The organism is Niastella vici, from assembly GCF_002077945.1.
GTDB classification, from domain to species: Bacteria; Bacteroidota; Bacteroidia; order Chitinophagales; family Chitinophagaceae; genus Niastella; species Niastella vici.
In genome coordinates this window covers 93,270-112,577 of the sequence record NZ_LVYD01000060.1, presented here as the reverse complement: position 1 = coordinate 112,577, position 19,308 = coordinate 93,270, and the positions used below count along the sequence as shown (strand labels likewise).

Annotated in this window: 11 protein-coding genes; 1 reads left to right on the top strand and 10 read right to left on the bottom strand. The window is 45.2% G+C overall.

The genetic code is table 11. The features are described from left to right. Positions 1–206: 206 nt before the first annotated feature. Both A3860_RS28040 and A3860_RS28035 read right to left on the bottom strand, forming a co-directional pair. Positions 207–461: a hypothetical protein gene (locus A3860_RS28040; RefSeq protein ID WP_081152828.1), complete on the bottom strand. Its 255-nt coding sequence runs from the start codon at positions 459–461 to the stop codon at positions 207–209. A 111-nt stretch (positions 462–572) separates the two neighbouring features. Continuing rightward, positions 573–1,253 carry a YceI family protein gene (locus A3860_RS28035; RefSeq protein WP_158085383.1) on the bottom strand — a complete coding sequence of 227 codons (681 nt, stop codon included), beginning with the start codon at positions 1,251–1,253 and terminating at the stop codon, positions 573–575. Positions 1,254–1,424: 171 nt separating this feature from the next. Between A3860_RS28035 and A3860_RS28030 the strand changes: the two genes are divergently transcribed. After that, positions 1,425–2,414, top strand: coding sequence for a winged helix-turn-helix domain-containing protein (locus A3860_RS28030; protein WP_081152823.1), 990 nt, complete (start codon positions 1,425–1,427; stop codon positions 2,412–2,414). Between the two features lie 290 nt (positions 2,415–2,704). On the opposite strand, the gene A3860_RS28025 is transcribed toward A3860_RS28030, so the two are convergent. The 8 genes from A3860_RS28025 to A3860_RS27980 all read right to left on the bottom strand — a co-directional run bounded on the left by A3860_RS28025 (position 2,705) and on the right by A3860_RS27980 (position 19,049). Next, the gene (locus tag A3860_RS28025) at positions 2,705–7,288 is read right to left on the bottom strand and encodes an FG-GAP-like repeat-containing protein (protein ID WP_081152821.1); all 4,584 of its coding nucleotides are present in this window, start codon (positions 7,286–7,288) and stop codon (positions 2,705–2,707) included. Positions 7,289–7,524: 236 nt separating this feature from the next. Continuing rightward, positions 7,525–7,686 (bottom strand): T9SS type A sorting domain-containing protein, encoded by a 162-nt coding sequence (locus A3860_RS41270; RefSeq protein ID WP_158085382.1) that lies wholly within the window; start codon positions 7,684–7,686, stop codon positions 7,525–7,527. Positions 7,687–7,785: 99 nt separating this feature from the next. After that, the gene (locus A3860_RS28015) at positions 7,786–10,398 is read right to left on the bottom strand and encodes a glycoside hydrolase family 31 protein (RefSeq protein ID WP_081152816.1); all 2,613 of its coding nucleotides are present in this window, start codon (positions 10,396–10,398) and stop codon (positions 7,786–7,788) included. A gap of 380 nt (positions 10,399–10,778) precedes the next feature. Further along, positions 10,779–12,866 (bottom strand): beta-galactosidase, encoded by a 2,088-nt coding sequence (locus A3860_RS28005; RefSeq protein WP_081152813.1) that lies wholly within the window; start codon positions 12,864–12,866, stop codon positions 10,779–10,781. Between the two features lie 83 nt (positions 12,867–12,949). Beyond that, positions 12,950–15,343, bottom strand: a complete 2,394-nt coding sequence (locus tag A3860_RS28000) for a glycoside hydrolase family 31 protein (RefSeq protein WP_081152811.1) — start codon at positions 15,341–15,343, stop codon at positions 12,950–12,952. A 199-nt stretch (positions 15,344–15,542) separates the two neighbouring features. After that, positions 15,543–16,277 (bottom strand): Type 1 glutamine amidotransferase-like domain-containing protein, encoded by a 735-nt coding sequence (locus A3860_RS27995; protein WP_081152809.1) that lies wholly within the window; start codon positions 16,275–16,277, stop codon positions 15,543–15,545. 75 nt (positions 16,278–16,352) lie between these two features. Then, positions 16,353–16,571 (bottom strand): dihydrofolate reductase family protein, encoded by a 219-nt coding sequence (locus A3860_RS27990; protein ID WP_081152806.1) that lies wholly within the window; start codon positions 16,569–16,571, stop codon positions 16,353–16,355. Between the two features lie 498 nt (positions 16,572–17,069). Continuing rightward, positions 17,070–19,049 carry a tetratricopeptide repeat-containing sensor histidine kinase gene (locus A3860_RS27980; protein ID WP_081152801.1) on the bottom strand — a complete coding sequence of 660 codons (1,980 nt, stop codon included), beginning with the start codon at positions 19,047–19,049 and terminating at the stop codon, positions 17,070–17,072. Between the last annotated feature and the right edge of the window lie 259 nt (positions 19,050–19,308).

The window sequence follows — 19,308 nt, the reverse complement described above, 5'->3', positions numbered from 1 at the left end:
TTTCAGGATGGGGTGGGAAATGTTGCAAATGAGTGAATCACGCTCATTTTTTCCCCCTTTTTCAACGGCATGGAGAAACGTTGAAAGTAGAGATTGAAACCTGGTGCGAACCACGCAGTGTCCCAATAACCTTACTGATTTTATCCACTCACTCATTCTTTTCAGAGAAGCAGTCAGCTTCTTGCTACTTGTCTTACGTTCAACTATTATTTCATTTTCTCAAAACTATCAAGTGAAGATTGAATATCAATTAACCGGGCATGAACGGTTCCAAGTTGCTTCTTTTTAGCCGCTGCGCTGTCGCAAACGCCTTTTTCCATGTAGCCGCCTATCCTTTCGCGAATATTATTAGCGCTATCCTTTAGGATTTTTTGTTCGTTCAAAAGTTTTGTCCTCACGTCATTGCGGTTGCATCCGCAAGCGAACAGGATGAGAATGCTTAAAACGACTGAATATTTCATATAAATTTTTAATTAAAGTTGGAAAAGATAGCCCAATCCCGCCACCAGCTAATTGCCCTGATAGCCGGCAACGACATCAATAAGAGATTGTGTTCCTGCCTGGCCTGCTTCCTACTGCTGCTGGTGAAACCGTAAAGCCAGTGACACCAGTACCCTGTCTTCCAGCAACTCGTCTTTCACAAGTCCAAATACACTGCCTGACTGGTAAGTGATCCCCCATTTCGTACGGTCTATTGTGAGCGACGCTGTGGCAACAATATCCTCCCCATTCCTGATGATTGTGGCCGGAAAATGGATCTCCTGCGTAATGGCCTTCAAGGTCAGTTGCCCGGTAATATAATAAGAAGAATCGCTGGAGGCTCTAATAGCTTTGATTAATTGAAATGTACCCCTGGGATACTTCTTCACATCAAAGAAGTCTGGGTCTTTCAGATGCAATACCAGTCCGTTATCGCTGCTCGTGTCTTTCCTGTCGGTAATGGTAATTGTATTCATATCCAGTTCAAAATAACCTCCTGCAATAGTGCCATTAGCATCGAAAGCCAGGGTGCCCGTCAGGGGTTTGATATAGCCTTGATGTCCCTTGCCTCCCATGACATGCATGCCTTTCCAATTGACAAAACTTTCTGGTATAACAAGGGAATAGCCCACTACCCTCCCCACCGGGGTGGAAGGTGCCGGTTCTGTAATAGCAAGTGTAGGAGCAGCGATAGCCGCCGCTGAACGATCCCGGCAGGCGACGGCGCCTGTGAGGCACACGGATGCGCATACGAACAATAAGATTGACCGCATAAGATGTTGATTTATGTGATGATGAAAGCGGAAACAAAGAAGCCCGGGCTGTTGATACAAACCTACGGTGCCCGTCCGCACGAGTAGTAAAAGCATGGTAAAAATTTTGTAAACGAATGTAAAATCTGTCCGGCGCTACCGGGGCTCGCAGGGAATGCTGTAATTTTAAGTATGAGCTGGAAAGTCTTGCTGGCAATGGGCACCGCCCTTATAGTCATCGTTTCCTGGACCGCCATCCGTCGCCGGGCTGCCCTGCCCGCTACAGATCAGGCGACTGAAAAGCTGGTGATCCGGCAGATCGGTCACCAATTGCTGTTACAGGCAGGCGATTCCTCCTCCCGCATTCTCCCTGTGGAAGAGCGGGCGAACAAGGAATACCTGATCCGGTTTGCGGCACCTTTTACCTTTGTGCCCGATGCTTTGGTGGCTACTGTTCGCCGGGTGGTAGCGGCCAACGGCCTGCCCTCCAGTTACCTCGTGGAAGTGATCCATTGCGCCCCATCGGCCGAAGTGATCTACGGATTTCAGATATATAAAGACAGTGCCCACGATGTAATACCCTGCCTGGGTCGCCGGCAGGAAAAAGCTTGTTACAATATCCGGATCAGGTTTACAGAAACCGAAGCCGCCGGCATGGATCCGTTTTCAAGCGGCCTGCTGGCAGGTAGCCTGGTGGCTATTCTGGCAAGTCTATTATTCCGCGCCCTGTATATAAGAAAAAGAAGAACTGCCGACAAGCCTGGCAATATGCCAGCCCTGGGTACCCCAACCGGTATAACGGATAGTCCAGGGCCGCAAAATATTCAACCAGATCTGCCACCGTCAGCAATTAAACAGGAAGTCCCCGCACCAACCGGTATTGCTATTGGTAACCTGCTTTTCTTCCGGGAAAGTCAGCAACTGGTAGCTGGTGCTGACATCATTCTGCTCACAGCCAAAGAAGCCAAACTGTTGCACGTATTTGCCAACGCCCAGCAGGAAATGATAGATCGTGATCAGTTGATGAAACAAGTGTGGGAAGATGAAGGCGTCATCGTTGGCCGGAGCCTGGATATGTTCGTTTCGAAATTGCGGAAAAAGTTGCAGGCGGATCCACGTGTAAGCATCCTGAATGTGCATGGCAAAGGATATAAGCTGGTCATTGGTCAAATGGCGTGCTGAACGTCAGTTTCCTAATTGCTTTTGTTGGTTTGTTTCCGGATGCGGCTGAACGTTTCAGCTGTGAACAAGCCCATTCGAATTTATACGACTAAACCTGACTGTACCATTTACACCTTGACCAATTCAGACCGGTAACCAACGTTTTTTTATCTGCATCCGGGTTTTCTCATATCGGAGAAGGATACGGGTTAGCATATATTTTAAATAACCGGTTCGACAATCGTCCAGTCACCCCGACTAAAAAAATGAGCCCTTCAAATCGTTGGATTTGAAGGGCTTTTTAAATTTGATTACTGTTTTATAAATCTGATCAATACAGGAGCGCCAGTTGTCCGTTTTAATATAGCCATATACAGGCCATTCTTTAAGCTATTAACGGGTAATAAAAACTTAGTATGATTTTTAATGGATATCGGTTTAATCGTTTGTTTTCCATCAGTAGAAAATATCTCAAGGCTTTGCCAGTGGTCAAATAATTTGAGTGAGTCTATAATTAAAGTAGTTGTAACCGGATTCGGATATACATGAATGCCCATGTCATTAGCCTGCACAGGAAGTATTGCTGTAATGGGAATGTTTATTACCTGCTCATTTGAATAGGATACACAAGTTCCTTTTGTAGCTTTGATACGGTAATTGCCACTTACAGAGGCTTTGAAACTAGTGTCGGTTGCGGCAGGTGTAATATCGTTCCATACGCCGGCCCCATTTTTTAACTGCCATGTGTATCGACAAGCTGTATCAACAATAGAAATGCTAATGGTATTATCTTGAACGGCGATAACCGGCGTAAAAATTTGTTCAATTTCCAAAATTGAAATGATGCTGTTGTTCCCATCTACAAGGCAACGATAATTATAGCCATTATAATTAACCGGCAGGTTGGTTATTTGCAGGGTTTGGGTAGTTACCGCACTGTACGTGCTATTGTTGCTGAGATTTGAAAAGCCATTTCCCGTATTCAGTTGCCATTGGTAGTTAGTACCTGTTTTATCAGCTACAAGCGAAAGGTTGCCGCCGGGGCAGGCATTGACCAGTTGCGCACCGGCCAGGTTGGTAAAAACTGATATAGTTTTTTGACCGTATTCGGTTGATATCAGATCAGGTTTACTATCGCCGTTCAGATCACAAACGGCTACAGCACCGGCGGCTATCTGCATTTTTACGGGATAGGCCGCAGTTGCGGAAAAAGAAATGGTGCCAGGTACGCTTTGGTTTTTGCGAATATAGATCCCCTGGTCTACACCATTAGGGCCTCCGCTTCTTTCAATAATATCGGGTTTGCCATCACCATCCAGATCTGCCAGTACTGCTTTGTTGAGCCCTGAACTCGGGAAAGCTATTTGAAGGGCATCAAATGAGATCACCCCGCCGGTCGTTGTATTTCTCTTCCACCCGATGTAATTTCCATAGGTTATTACCAGGTCGCTTTTCCCATCGCCATCAAGGTCACCGGCTGTTGTATATTGTGGATAGTTAGTGGTAACGTTAACCCCCATCTGGTTGTCGAAAGAAATGGTGCCGGGGATGCTTTTATTTTTATAAATACTAATTGTTGTACCACTTATTGTGAATAGTAGTTCAGGCTTTTTGTCGCCATCGAGATCTGCATATTCAGGATTTGAGTAGTAGGTAGAGGCTGCAGGAAGAATTATTGGCGTTGAAAACGAAATAGTACCGTTTCCGCTAATGTTTTGGTAAATATACATCCATACGGAATTACTGCCGCCTGCAAGCACCGTTAGATCGGGGCGCCCGTCACCGTCAATATCCTTCAGTTGCATGCGGGTTGCGTTAAATAAATTATTGGTAGGAACTATAGCGGCGGTGGTAAAAGAAATATTCCCCGGCGTGCTTGAATTTTTTAAAATATTAATACTGTAATCGCCCGATGAAATAGCCAGGTCGGGTTTACCATCGCCATCAACATCACCCATTGTAATATTGTTGGTATACCAGGAAACGTCAAATTTAACGGGTGGTGCGAATGAAATGGTTGAGAAGGTGCCGGTATTCCTTATGATGCTTACAGAGTGCACAGCCCAATCCGGCGTAACAATATCAGGTTTGCCGTCGCCATCTACATCAATTACAAAAATATCGTCGTTGATCGCATTACTATAAACAGTCTTTCTTGTAGCAAATGAAGATGTGGTAAATGTAGCCGGGCCATCGGGAAAAGTAACAATAAACGGTTCATTCGTACAAGCTGTAAGTTTATTACTGGTAACAGTGATGGAATGATGGTCGGCGCTGGCTGGTACAATAACAGTTAAAGAAGTGGTAGTGGCTGCCGTTACAGTGGCCCGCACTGCGCCAAAGTACACTATGTTGTTTGCGGGTGTAGCACTAAAATTAATGCCGGTAATGGTGACCGTTGTTCCAACAGGACCCGAGGCCGGGGAAAAACCAGTTATCACTGGTGGTGGAATAAATGTAAAACCAGGAATGCTCGTTTTGCCACCGGTTGTTACAATGCTTATGTCTCCGGATGCTCCGCCGCCTGAGACTATGGCCTTTATGGTCGTGGATGAAGGTACGGTAAATGAGGTTGCGTCAATTCCTCCAAATTTCACATTGCTTACACCAATAAAATTAGTCCCGGTTAATGTTACCTCGTCGCCTGCTATACCCTGCAACGGAGTGAACGAAGTAATGTTGGGCGCTGGTGCATAGGTAAACCCATCTATGTCAGCTGTGAAAACAGGATCGGTAACAGCTATTTTACCAGTAGCCCCGCTACCCACAACTGCTTTAATTGTAGTGGTATTTATTATTGAAAATGACGCTGCTGGTATACCCCCAAAAGTAATGGCGGTTACAGTAGTAAAATTACTGCCGGTAAGGGTTACTATAGAATCCGTACCGGCCACGGCAGGCGTAAATGAAGTTATTTTGGGAATCGTTACCCAGGTAAAGTTGGCTGCAGTTCCGGTGCCATACGATGTAGTTACAGAAACATTGCCCGTAGCGCCGGCGCCTACCACTGCAGTTATAACAGTTGGTGAAACTATAGTATATGATGTAGCATTGGTGCCGCCGAACTTTACTGCAGTGGCATTCGTAAAATTCTGCCCTGTAATGGCTACCGTCATGCCCTGTCCCGACACTGTTGGCGAAAATGATTGCACAACCGGCGGACCTGCAAATGTAAATACAGTTTTACTTGTGGTAGTACCATACTTATTGGTTGCCGTTATTTGTCCCGTTGCGCCTGAGCCAACCACTGCGGAAATAGTAGTTGAATTAACTATAGTGAATGATGAAACAGGTACGCCGCCAATACTGAGTGCTGTAACGCCGCTTAAATTGTAGCCTGTAATGGTAACGGTTGCGCCCGCGGCTGCTGTGGAAGGAGAAATATCAGAAATGGTGGGTTCATTATTCTTGTTACGCAGCAGGCTTACGCTTTCGCTGGTGAAATTTGCACAGGCAAGATCATTTCTGCCATCGGCAGTAAAATCGCTAATACCTATATAGAAAGAAGTTCGCCCAAGCCATAGATATATTTGCGTAGCAAAGGAAATATTGCCAACCGTGCTTGTGTTTTGTGCAAACGTAGAGTTTATGGCTGCTACTACAACATCAGGTTTAGCGTCTCCGTTAAGATCGCCAATTGAAATGCCATAGGGCGTGGCGCCGGTATTAAAATCTGCTTTGGCAGCAAAAGAGATAGTGCCTGCATTTCCTGTATTTCTGAATACGGAGTACGTAGAGGTGCCGGAATTGGTAACGGCCAGGTCGGGTTTATTATCTCCATCCAGGTCACCTGCGGCAATACCGAACGGCTTACTACCTGTTGCATAAGTTGTTGTAGCAGCGAATGAAATAGCACCGGTAGTACTGGTGTTGCGGTACAGCGAAATGGTATTCATAAATTCATTCGTTACAGCCAGGTCGGGCTTACCATCACCATCCAGATCGCTTGCAATAATGGCGTTGGGCGAGGCGCCTGTTAAAATATCAACGCGGGGTGCAAAAGTGATATTTCCGTTTAAAGAAGTGTTCCTGAATACAGAAATAGCACTTGCTGTATAACCTGCAACTGCGAGGTCTGGTTTGCCATCATTGTCCAGATCTGCGATGGCAATTGAATAGGGGTTGTTACCCGTTGTATAATCTATTTTGGTTGCAAAACTAATAGCGCCTGGGGTGCTGGTGTTTTTATGTATGGAGATGGATTGATCGGCAATACTTGATGAGACCAGATCGGGTTTACCATCGCCATCTAAATCAAACGCAGCAACCGCATAGGTCAAAACGCCTGTTTTTATATCCTGGTGAGAGGTAAAAGATAATGCCCCGCCAGCGCCTGTATTTCTGAGTACTGAAACGGAGGCCGGTTCTCCGTTGATGCTGTAATTATTGGCGGTTGCAACATCTGGGTTACCATCATTATCAAAATCAGCTATGGCAATGCCATTAGGATGCAAACCGGTAGTTGAGTCTATAGGTGTGTCGAAAGTGTTTTGAACCTGATACCGAACCTCCACCATATTTTGTGCATCGGGAAAAGTGACGATAAACGGTTTGCTGGCGAAGGCCGTAAGTTTATTAACTGTAACCGACAGCGGTTGGTAGGTGGCGCCGGCAGGTACCGTAATGGTTAAGGAAGTGCTGGTTGCACTGGTAACGGCGGCCCTTACTGCTCCAAGGAACACAATATTATCGGCCGGGTTCGCGCTGAAATTGGCGCCCGTAATAGTTACCGAAGTGCCAATTGGCCCCGATACAGGGGCGAAAGAACTAATAGAAGGTTGTGCCTTTGCCGCTATTGAAAAGAACGATAAAAAAATGATCAGGCAAAACAATGACCTGTGAACAATTTGGTTTCCCGGCACAGATTCATTAGAGATCGGAAAAAACACTTTCATGGAATTAGGGTTGTAGCGAGTGTAGCCAAAAATAACTAAAAATATGGATGGAGTGCTTTTTTTCGGCGGATGGCCCGTCCCGACCCAAAAACGAAACCCTTCAAATCTATAAATTTGAAGGGTTTTTTAATTTGAATTATATTGAATTCATTCATAGCAAAAGCATCATCGCACTTATTTTGAATACCTTAGAGCAGGCGGTATGGGTATACGTTTCATTGTATGCGGATATTGGATTAGTTATGATGAATTACCAATTTACCATTCCGGTAACTGGCGCCATCGGAAGCTTTGATAAAATATATTCCGTTCGGCAGGCTTTGCAGGTTCGTAAGCAGCAATTCATTAAAGCCCGTTTTTAACCGGTATTGCCGGCTCAGCATGGCATGGCCGACCACAATACATTGGGAATTCTAATCGGCTTGCAACATTAAGTCTGATTGCAGTTTTCGAGATTTAATATATACGTAAGCTGGCGTTGCGATAACTGTATGCTTTTATTTCAAACGAATTATAACTTTATTTCCAATATAGCTGATCTGTTTTTTTATATTGCTGCTTTCTATACCGGCTCCATTCGATTCACTTACAAGAACTATTTGAAAAACCCGGTTATCTATGGAACCGGGATAACGGCCCTGTCTTTTTGATATGGTGAGTATTTGGCTTTTATCATTCCATGCGAAAGGTATTACTGTATAGTTTCCTTTTTCGTAGTTGTAATTATCTCCCTCATCTTCATACAAGTCAAATGCACCATCAGCTCCTTTGTATATACGAATTTCCACTGTATCTGCCGGCAATTGGCCTGAGAACTGAACAGGCTTGCCTAATGGAATTATTGAACCAGCCCTTACAAATAACGGGCTTCTGTCTTTAAGCACAGTAGCTTTTACCGTCTGGCCGCCGAGGTAACGTTTGCCGGTCCAGAAGTCGAACCACCCATTCGATTTTGGAAGATATATATCCCACTGCGATACATGAGGCGCTGTGATAGGGGCAACCAGCAATGATTTACCAAACATAAATTCAAATGGCTGATTGAGTGCGGCTGTATCATCATTAAAGTCCATGACCAATGGCCGCATCATTGTAGACCCTTTACTTGAAACCTGCCAGGCTTCAGAATATATGTAGGGCAGTAATCGATAACGCAAATTCATGGCCTTTCTCATATTGCTTTCAACCGCTTCGCCGAACTTCCAGGGCTCTGTTGCTGTTTTATAACCGTGGATCCGGAATATAGGATTTAGCGCTCCCCATTGAAACCAGCGGATTAACAGATCGTGGTAACTGGTATCGGTGTATTGCGTTTTTTCGGGGCGGAAAAAACCGCCGATATCTGTAGTCCAGTAAGGAAAGCCCGTGATCGTATAGTTCAACCCGGCCACTATTTGTCGTTTGTAGGTATCCCAATCACTCCCAATATCGCCCGACCAGTTGATGATCCCATATCGCTGCTGCCCCGGAAAGGCCGAACGGGTTAAAATACAAACTCTTTTATCAGCAGTTGTACCACGCTGCCCTTCATACACCGCTTTACTTACAAACAAAGGATATGTAAGCCGGTAAAAATCTCCCCATCCCAAATAGGTCTTTTTACCTTTTAATGCGTCGTTCTCCGGTTCAACTGCATCCATCCACCAGGAATCTACACCTTGGGAAAACAGGTTCTGGTTCATCGTATTCCAATGTTTACTGCGAGCTCTGGGATTTAGCATGTCAATCCACGCGCTACCGGGTATGTACAGGTCGTCGGCTACATACTCCCTGCCAATTGACGAGGTCTTATCAATATTCTCCCATACCGATATATTGAAATGAGCATTCAGGTCATGGAGCTCCCTGATGAATTTTGCAGGTTCCGGATATTTGGTTTCATCAAACCTGGGTACGCCCCAACCATTCTTGCCCCAATATTGCCAATCCTGCACAATCACATCCATGGGAAGTCGTCTTTTCCGGAATTCCTTTACAGTTTGTACCAGATGATCGCCAGAGGTGTAACGTTCGCGGCATTGCCAGAACCCATAAGCCCAAAGCGGCAGCATCGGCACCTGGCCCGATAACCTGCGGTAGGTGCTGATTACACTGTCTGCCCTGATCCCGTAAAAAACCACGTAGTCTATCAATTTGGCATTAGGTGAACGAAAGCTGTTGAGGTTGTCAATTTTCTTCCAGGAGATCGTAGGCTGATTGTCAGATTTACAAATGACCTGTATAGAGTGTGCTCCTGCTTTCAAAAATACTTTAGCGCTTACAGTTGGCGGCAACCACAGGTTTGTTTGGTCAATGCAGGGTTTGCCATCTACAATCACAAAATGACGGTTACCCATGCCGCCCAAATCGAGCATGATAGCATATTCTCCCGGCTCTGTTACTGAAAAAGTTCCTTTATATGCAGCCTGGCTTTGCTGCACTCTTTGCGTTCCCGCATCAGTAGTTACTTCTATCATGTTACTGCTATCTGGGGAAGCTGCTTGTTTTGTGAGACTAACAAAATTATCCGCAGGATTAAAATCTGTTAGCCCGTATTGATGCCAAAGCAATCCATAACCTTTACTGGAATAAATGAACGGAATAGAAATCTGGGTGTTTACCTGGGTAAGGCGGCGTGTAATTCCTTTCAGGTTGAAATGCCCATCCTGGAACTGGCCCAGGCCATAAATGTATTCCCCATCAGGTGACTCAAAGCTCTGTTCCGCCTTATAACAAGGCTCACCTGATACAGTATCGGGTATCAGTTTGCGGGTGCCTGCTTTTTCTTCAAGAAACACCTTGCCCTGGCTGTCGGCATAAGTCAGGTGACCGTTTTTCCTGTCAACTGTTATTACAATGCGCTTTGTCTTTATTATAATGCCGGATGGTGTTTCAGTAAGCTGATATTTTATTTCAGCTGGCTTATTAATCAATACCAGTTCATCCAGGGAATCCGATATGTTCCTGTAGAATTTTATTCTAACAGCATTGTCAGTGAGCGGTTGAATACTTAGTGTTCCATCAGGTAAATGGACGTTAACTGTATTTGCCAAATGATCAAAACTTTTTACAGATTGCCCAAAACAAATGACCGGACATGCAAATACAATCAGTCGAAAAATATGCTTCATTTCTTATTTATTAGGTCAAACAATGTTAGAAATCACTACAATTATCACCCGGCATTAATCATTCCGCCTTCAAAATTAACGCCAGGCAGCATCTGTGCCGCTTCCCAAAAACGACTTTTTCATATACAAATCCGACTATTTGCGGGTGAAGTTGAACCATATGTTGAAATCAACTGGGACATGATGTGGCAAGCGCTTCCTTACCTCAGGAGTGGGATACCAAATAAAAAACGCTCGATTCTGAAGGATTTCCGGTTCGAAGTATTCTTGTAGAAATGATTTTTTAGTTACACACTTTAAATCAGGCATTAAACACCCATGATGTTTTTACAGATAAATTTCAAACATCGTTCACTGTCTTATCCGGAAGTTTCCCGCGATCATTCTTTCCAAACCAACACGCCGGCTGGTTTCAATGTTTTTTCACCTATCAAAATTTTCGCAGTTTCAGGAATGTTCATTGTATAATTATCCGAAGAATAATTTACAGCAACATAAAAACCATCCCGCCAGTAAACGTAAACGCCCTGCGGAAAATCTTCTGCGGTAGCCCCTGCGCCCATATATATATCACGCAAAATATCTTTTTCCAGTTTCGAATCGTCTGTATCTACGCCAATGTATGTTACGGTTCCTTTACCAACCTTGTGATTTACTACAGCAGCCTTCCCTTTATAAAACTGGTTGTCATATGTTGCAAGAACATCGGTATTCTTATCTGCAATTAGTAAATCAGCCCAGTTATTCCAATTGTAATGAGCCGATTTACAGAGAATATCGCCTTTGGCGTAATTCGAAAGCATATCGGTTGCTTTAACCTGCGCCCCTATAAGCCGGGAAATTGGAGCAGCCAGTTCTGCCTCCCAAAAGTGCCCCCTGCGATCTTTGGTTGCGGTTCGGCAGGTAATAATTAAATGCCCTCCATTTGCCACATAATCATTCCATTTCTTCACCAAAACAGCATCCACCATTTCGTATGCCGGGACAATTACAAACTTATATTTCGACAGAGCGGTTGTTTCCGGGATAATATCGACCGGAGCCCCAAATGATTTTGCTATTTCCAGGAATTTTATTGGATAGTTCCATGTATCCCATTGCCCGGTTTGTTTTTGTCTGTCTATTGTCCAGTAATTTTCAAGATTCCAAAGAATAGCTGTTGACCGTGCGGCCATTTTTTCCGGCATCGGAACACCTGGTTTGAATTGTTTGCGGAGTTCTTTTATTTCCGCCATGAATTGCATATAATCTTCACCGCCCGGCGAAGGCGTTACACCATCGGGAAGCATAATACCGGCATGATACTGTTCTGCACTGTAATTGATTTGACGGAACCGGTACGAACAGGCAAGTTTTCCGCCTGCTGCAAAACTGTGGTACAGCCACATCCGCACTGTACCCGGTAAAAGCAGCGGATTATAGCTACCCCAGTTTACCGGCCCGGGCTGGACCTCCATCACCCCGGATACGCCACCAACCGACTTATAATGATCAGCGGCAAAAAGAATTACTTTACTATTGCCCAATCTGAATCCCTGATCGCCTATATTGTCGCTACCGCCATTTGGGTAAGCTGTATAGGTAGCAAAATCAAGTTTTTTTGTGCGCAATGCATCAGAGCCCGTACAAACTGCCGTATAATTTGTGGTGATATATTGATCCTTTGAAATATAGTTCCGCAAGATGGCTGCCTGAAGATCGAGGAACTCAGCCTGGGCATCTGCCGAATACCGCTTAAAATCAAGCAAAGCATGAGGATTATTACCCCACCAGCCGACCAGGTTTGTATTAGGGATAATTATCTGATCGAAATTATTGAACCACTGGCTCCAGAAAGCTGCTCCCCAGGCAGTATTTAATGCATCAATAGTTTTGTATTTATTTTTTAACCATGTTCTGAATGCCTGCTGCGACGATGGACTATAATCGGAAAGGGCGCCAGGTTCGTTATCTATTTGCCAACCGATCACATTTTTATTCCGCCCGTAACGCCTGGCCATTTCCGCTACAATTTTTGTAACAAAACCGCGATACTTCAAATTAACAATGGAACCTAACCCCCGGGTACCATTCTCTGCACGGATATAATGGCCATCCATAATAAAAGTCTCGGGGTAATTTACCCGCACCCAGGTAGGAGTGGTTGCAGAAGGTGTACATAAAAGAACTTTCAGCTGATACTTTGCGCAAAGGCTAACGACCCTGTCAAGCCAGGAAAAATTGAATTTCCCCTCCCCGGGTTCCATCTTAAACCAGGCGAACTCGGCAAGATGCACAAACTCATAACCCATATCAGCAATCTTTTTTATATCCCGTTCCCACTGGTTTTCGTTCCAATGTTCGGGATAATAATAAATGCCGGTAGTCACCAGGCTACTGTCGGGAAAAAATGCGGCAGCCTTTTGCTGTGGTTTTGCAGTAAGCCCCGTTACTAAAAAAATAATAACAAATAAAGCAGTTCTAATCATATTATTCCGTTTTGCGCCTTATTGGGCACCCTGAATCAGCAAGCAATCACAAAAGCACCGCGTAGCAGCTTTTGCCGGGATGATCATTTTGTTTCTTTATAAGATTGAATGCGCCATTTTATACTGCCGTTATACGAATCGTTGCGCAGCGTAAATTTACCGCCGGTGCCGTTCAGATCTATGCTGTGCAATACATTATCGGAAGGCAGACATATATATCCATTCGCAGTATTGCCGGTTGAGTATGTCACCAGCCTGATGTTCTTCCAGTCGATCTCTTTTGTGCATTGCGCCAGTTTCACATGCGGTATCACGGCGCCGTCGCGAACAAGAATAATTGCCGGAATTTTTCCTCCATGCAGGTGATGCCATCCCTGTTCGTATACCTCATTACTTTGATAGTTGATCCATTTACCTTTGGGCAGGTACACATCCCGCTCATAGGTACTGTCCTGAAATAAAGGAGCCACGAGCAGGTCGCCTCCAAACAGGTATTCATCGTCGATCAACCAGGCACCGGGGTCATCCGGGAACTCTACAAACAACGCCCGCAACATGGGTAGTCCCGTTTCAGTGCAATGCTTTGCCTGTGCGTAGATGTAGGGCATCAGTTGGTAACGCATTTCATCACTCAGCCTGAACTCGTCGAGAAATGCTTTACTATATGTCCACGGTTCTTTGGGCGGTTCGCCATGGTTTCTTGTATGCGAACTCAAAAAACCGAAAGGTGCCCACCTGCGGCAAACGTCTTCGGGGGTACGCTGTACAAAACCGCCAATGTCGTGACTCCAGAACGAAAAACCGGAAAGACCAAATGACAAACCGCCTCTTAAGGTCGACTGCATAGCCGAAGATGTGGGCGCCGGGTCTCCGCCCCAATGAACAGGATATCGCTGGCTGCCCGCCCATGCCGATCTTGCCCAGATAATATTTTCACCGGTTACCTGTTTCGTGATGTCGGCAGCCGCTTTATTGTACCTAACCGGGTATAAATTGTGTTCATAAAAACCCGTTTTGCCCGAAGCGTATAAACCCGTTGCCGGCGCTGCTTCGCCAAAGTCGACTTTAATAGCGCCTACGCCCATTCGCAACAAGGTATCCAGTTGATCCTGATACCATTTTACCGCTGCAGCATTAGAGAAGTCGAGAATGGCATCTTCATAGGGCAGATTCCCTTTTGCATCTTTTACATACAATCCCTTTTGCACGATCTCCGGAAATAACCTGTTCTTTGGAACGAAATAAGGAAGTTGCCAAAGGGAAATATGGAAGCCGTCTTTTTTAAGATCGCTGATCATCTTCGCCGGATCGTTAAACCGGGATGCGGAAAATTTGTAATCGGTGCGCCAGTCGGTTTCAAACCAGCCAACATCGAGGTGTATCACATCGGCCGGTATTTTATACTGCCGCAGCTTTGCGGCAATATCCCTTGTTTCGGTTTCGGAGGAATACGAAATACGGCTTTGCCAGTAACCAAAACTCCAAAGGGGCGGCATCGGCGATTTGCCGGTAACGTTGGTATATTCGTTCAGTATTTCTTTAGGATTGCCTATAAATACAAAAAGATCCAATTCATCATCACCGACCATCATGGTGTTTACCCCGTAAAAAGAAGCGCCGAAATCGCAGGTAATGGGGGCAGATGAATGGATGAACATGCCATAGCCGTTACTGCTCATAAAAAACGGCACAGGTTTGTACATGCCTGGGTTTTGTACGCCATTGGCATCATCGGTCCACAATACCACTTTTTGTCCTCTCTTATTGAAACTCCCATACGATTCGCCACACCCAAAGATCTTTTCTCCCGGGGCAAGCGAAAAGGAAGCAGCGATGCTTCTCGACAGATCGGATGCGCGTTGTACAAACGAAAACGGAAGAACAGGGGTGAATGTGCTTTTATTGTCAACGGCGTGATTGGTACCAGTTAATAATTTGCCGCGGTTGTCCCTGATCTCGATATGCCAGGGCCAGGGTTTGATGAAAACAGAACCATAGGCGCTTTTAAATAAATGACCGTCATTTGTTTTTGTATATTTCCAGGAGCTGTTGTCTGTAGCAGGCTCCTTTGCCAGCATCAGGGTGTCCGTTTCATTGTGGGCAGCAAAGCCGGTTTTGATCCTGATGCGCAACGACCGTTGCGAAATAAACTGAATGCTGAACGGCAGTACCGGGTCCTGCGCATATTCTGTTTCAGGAAACACCACATGTTTTGCGGCCTGCAGCACGGCCAGTTCATTATTAAATGCCATGCGCCGCGAATAGCGGCTGCGTTGCCATTGCAGGGTGCCCGACACGGTTGCGGGGTCGAAAGAAACAAGGCTGTCGGCCAGGCAATAGGTATTGGCGAAATTCCTAAAATCCGGACTGATGTCGACCGGTTCATTAACGAGATAATTGTTCTCTGTTTGCGCAGTTAGTTTGGAAATAGCAATAACTGATGCAATCGTTGCAAATAAGAGTTTCCTGATAAACATTACGGTTGTTTTATTGAAGGTGCGTTCGGAAAGCAAAATTAGGAGCCGGTAGCAGGAAACAGGGTATTCAAATGTTACAAATCAGGTATCGAAATGATTGCTTTTTGATTTTTTCCCAGCCCGGGCGCCGTCATGCACAAGTGAATAGACATTTAATTGCAATACTGTAGACCTAATGTACCCGCTGGTAGTCTGGGTATTAGGGAGTAAACAGCTTCCAGTGACCCTCGGAGACGACTTCGACGATGCCGCCGGTCACTTTGATGGCGGTTTCATCGTCAATCGCGTACACTGGAACCGGTAGCTTCGCAGCCCATTTTTCTGCGTTAGCCAAGGAAGCGTCCGGGTGATCTTTGTGATCCAGGTGTGGAATCAATGCAAAGTCAACCAGCCCCGCTCCCTGAGTCGTGACAAAGATCCTGCTGATTTTTCCCTCGGGTGTAACGAACACGATGTCTTCCGACGTGAGCGCGCTGCCGCTGCCGCTGGGCGGATTACGGTAGGTCTCTCCAAAAGTGGAGGACGCCGCCATGCTACCGGCGCTCACTCCCACATAGACCGCTTCGCGCCGCAACGATGGCAGGAGGTCTGTCAGTCCGGACTGCCGCATCCAATAGCTGAGGTACAGGGGATCGCCGCCCCAAAACAGCAGGGCGTCCGTCTCCTCCACCGAAGGGACCCAAGCTTTTTTGTCGATACTGGGCAGTGCGGTGAGCTCCAGCACACCAAGGGACTTCCAACCCAATTGGCACAAGTGGGATGGGGCTTTTCCGCAGATCGCCTGCCATGCCATACCAGCACCGCCGGGGAAGGGGTAGATCGCGGTGGGAATAAAGAGGGCGTTGGACTCGGCGATCGGTTTGCCCAGCAGATCGACCAGCGCGTTGTGGATGCTCTTGTTCTTTATACCAGCGGAAGTGAGAAGAAAATTCATGCCTTTTACTTTTAGATGATTGTTGAAACTTCTAACGGTTTTTTTTCGTATCAGGTAATATTGGTATTTTTTTTCTCACTGTTTCAAGTAGCGAAGCACAATACCGGTATGGTCTTTCAGAACATCGGGCCAATAAGGAACCATCAATTGATAAGTTTTACGTCCGTAGACGAATGTGTCAGCATCTCGCGTGAGTTGCGTAAAATATGCCATCGTTTCTTCATCGGGATTGAACTTGGTATGGTCGCAGAAGCCATCTAAGGTCGTGTTGATTGCGAAGATTACATTTCTCATTTGATTGCTTTTGTCTTTCCGCTCAATTTTTTTGAAGATTTTTATAAAGATAAAAATCGCTCCGCTTGAACAAAAGGGCAGAATACGACATTGTTAGGGTGTGGTTGCGACAAAGTGGGTTCGGACGCTTTTTAATTTTTCTTACCATTTCGATCTGAAAATGAATTTCGCCTAGAGAAATATAATCGTATAAAGGGCTGCCAATTTTCAAATGTTCATATCCCAGATTGATATTATACCTTTTTATATAAAACTTCCCTCCATACCGGCTTCCGGATATCATCAACAGCGGTTCATCGATCTTTTCTCCGACAATTGCAGCCGATGGCAGCCTCTATTTCATGCGCCCCCTTGCCGATACCGGCAGGTTCCATATTTACCGCGCGGCATGGCACGACGGACAATACGGGCAGCCCGAACTTGTCCCCTTCAGCGCTCCAGGTAATTTTGGGGACGTTGTCTCTTGGGGTTCACAAATTTGGTTCGATTTTACAAAACTCACTTTTTTAGGGGTGCAAATATGTTCCTGACATAGGGTTGCAAAGGCTTGCATGGCAATGCCAGGTAGAAGATACTGCCTTTTCCAGGCTTGCTTTGTACTGTTAATATGCCATCATTTAATTTGGCCAGTTCATAACATAACCGCAAGCCCAGGCCTATGCCCTTTTCATCTGCCGTACCAAAAGTGGAAACCATTTGGCCCTGGTTTATTTTTTCCAGTGTTTCCGGTGGTATGCCTATCCCGCTATCTGCCACGCTTATGGTAACTACAGCATTGGTGGTGCTTGCCGAAATGGTAATAGTATCGCCCATATTACAAAATTTAATGGCATTGCTCACCAGGTTACGAATGATAACCTGTATCATATTCATGTCGGCCCATACAGTTATTTCATCAGCGGTCAATTCATGCTCAAGGTTAATGCCTTTTACGGCAGCCTGTTTAATAAAAATTTGCAAAGCATCGGTTATGACCTGGCGTACAGAAAATATAACAGGCAAAACGGTGCTGCCCTTAAACTGGCTATTGGCCCAGAACAGCAGGTTATTCACCAGGTCCGTAGAATGATTAATATCCCGGCGAAGTTCTTCCAGTATCTTTTCCATAGTTTCCTTTTCCTGGTAGCTATCTCCCAGTAATTGCAGTATCACTTTTAGAGAATGTAATGGCACTTTCAGGTCATGGGAAATGATGGAGAACATGTTGTCTTTTTCCTGGTTATTTTTCAACAATAATATGGCTTGTCGCTCTATTTCTTCATTCTTGGCTTCCAGTATCAAGTTGTTCTTTTGTTTGATTGCTCTACTTCTGATTAGTAACAGAACCAGCAGACTAAGGAGCAGGATTAACAGCAAAGCAATGAAAATCTGCAGTTCCTTTTTCTGAACAATACTTTTATTCAGGGCATCCTTTTTTTCCTGGGCAGCTTTTAAAAGGGCTTCCTTTTTCTCGAATTCATAGCGTGCCTCCAGTTGTTCTGTTTTCTTACGCATTGTTTCATAAGCAACACTGTCCGAAGCCTCCTTTATCAATTTGAAATACTTCAATGCATAACGAGTATTGCCCAATGCTTCATAAGCAGCAGCCATCTCTCTGACGGCGTTCAGAATATGGGGTTTACTTTTTACCGACTGCGCCTTTTGTAAACTTATACTGGCATATTTTAAAGCCATTGGGTAGTTCTTTAACTGAATATATACGTTGGCAACCTCGCTGGCGCATATGGACTGGCGTGCCATATCATCGGTATTACTAAAATAATCCCAGGCTTGAAATAACAAGGCCAATGCTTCTTTTAACCTGCCTTCGGCCTGGTAAAGCAGTCCAACTTGCTCGTTGACTATCGCAATGGCATACCTGTCTTTCAGGGCTGTTGCCACCTGCAATGCACGATTAAAACATGTCAACGCCTCTTCGTACTTTTCATCATAGGTCCAAAGTCTCCCAATTACAGCTATTGCCTGATACAAGGCAAGGCTGTCTTTCCTGGCTTGAAAAATATCGGCTGCCTTTTTTATTATATTCCGGGCGTCCTCATCTCTCCCTATTATCAGGTAGGCATTATTCCCTATATTGTACATGGCTTTCGCCATGAGTAGCGAATCGTTCGCCTTCTCTGCCACACGAAGTGCATCCTGGTAATACTGTAACATTTTTGAATAGTCGCCCAGTTCAAAATAGGCATTTCCTTTATGCCTTAGACTTATGGACTGGCCCCTGGCATACCCCATTTGGGTTGCAAGTGCCAGGGCCTTGTCGCTGTAGAAAACCAGGCTGTCGACGCTAATCTTGTAATAGGCAAAGGCCAGGCTGTCAAGTAGATCAACATAGGCTGTATCTTTTAAATAGCCAGGTTGTTGTTGCCTGGCAAGAATCTTGCTTCTTAACCGGGAAATGTTGGCAGATTGCGCCTGGCAGGGCTGGTATGGTTGCAGTGCTATCAACAATATACCAATAACAACGACTGTTTTATTCATAAGGGAAGAATGGTTGGTACTACCTTTTACTCATTATCTAACACACGCTCTCAACTAATATAAAGAATTTCACAAAGTATAAATAACTATTTTTTTAGGTCTACTAACTGGGTCATTGATAGTAATCTTCTTAAAGACGACTGTAAATGCTTTTCCATCTGGGTTCTTTATAAAGTACCTTGAAAGCCGGTTGCCCTTTTAGCGTGCCGCCAGATGATTGATTTGGCATTGCCTTCCTGATGAATATTTTCCAGCAGCA

Excerpts from the sequence above, each read along its gene's own strand:
- A3860_RS28035 (WP_158085383.1), bottom strand. The coding sequence starts at position 1,253 with ATGCGGTCAATCTTATTGTTCGTATGCGCATCCGTGTGCCTCACAGGC.
- A3860_RS28000 (WP_081152811.1), bottom strand. The coding sequence starts at position 15,343 with ATGTTTATCAGGAAACTCTTATTTGCAACGATTGCATCAGTTATTGCT.
- A3860_RS27995 (WP_081152809.1), bottom strand. The coding sequence starts at position 16,277 with ATGAATTTTCTTCTCACTTCCGCTGGTATAAAGAACAAGAGCATCCAC.
- A3860_RS28025 (WP_081152821.1), bottom strand. The coding sequence starts at position 7,288 with ATGAAAGTGTTTTTTCCGATCTCTAATGAATCTGTGCCGGGAAACCAA.
- A3860_RS28030 (WP_081152823.1), top strand. The coding sequence starts at position 1,425 with ATGAGCTGGAAAGTCTTGCTGGCAATGGGCACCGCCCTTATAGTCATC.
- A3860_RS28015 (WP_081152816.1), bottom strand. The coding sequence starts at position 10,398 with ATGAAGCATATTTTTCGACTGATTGTATTTGCATGTCCGGTCATTTGT.
- A3860_RS28040 (WP_081152828.1), bottom strand. The coding sequence starts at position 461 with ATGAAATATTCAGTCGTTTTAAGCATTCTCATCCTGTTCGCTTGCGGA.
- A3860_RS27980 (WP_081152801.1), bottom strand. The coding sequence starts at position 19,049 with ATGAATAAAACAGTCGTTGTTATTGGTATATTGTTGATAGCACTGCAA.
- A3860_RS27990 (WP_081152806.1), bottom strand. The coding sequence starts at position 16,571 with ATGAGAAATGTAATCTTCGCAATCAACACGACCTTAGATGGCTTCTGC.
- A3860_RS28005 (WP_081152813.1), bottom strand. The coding sequence starts at position 12,866 with ATGATTAGAACTGCTTTATTTGTTATTATTTTTTTAGTAACGGGGCTT.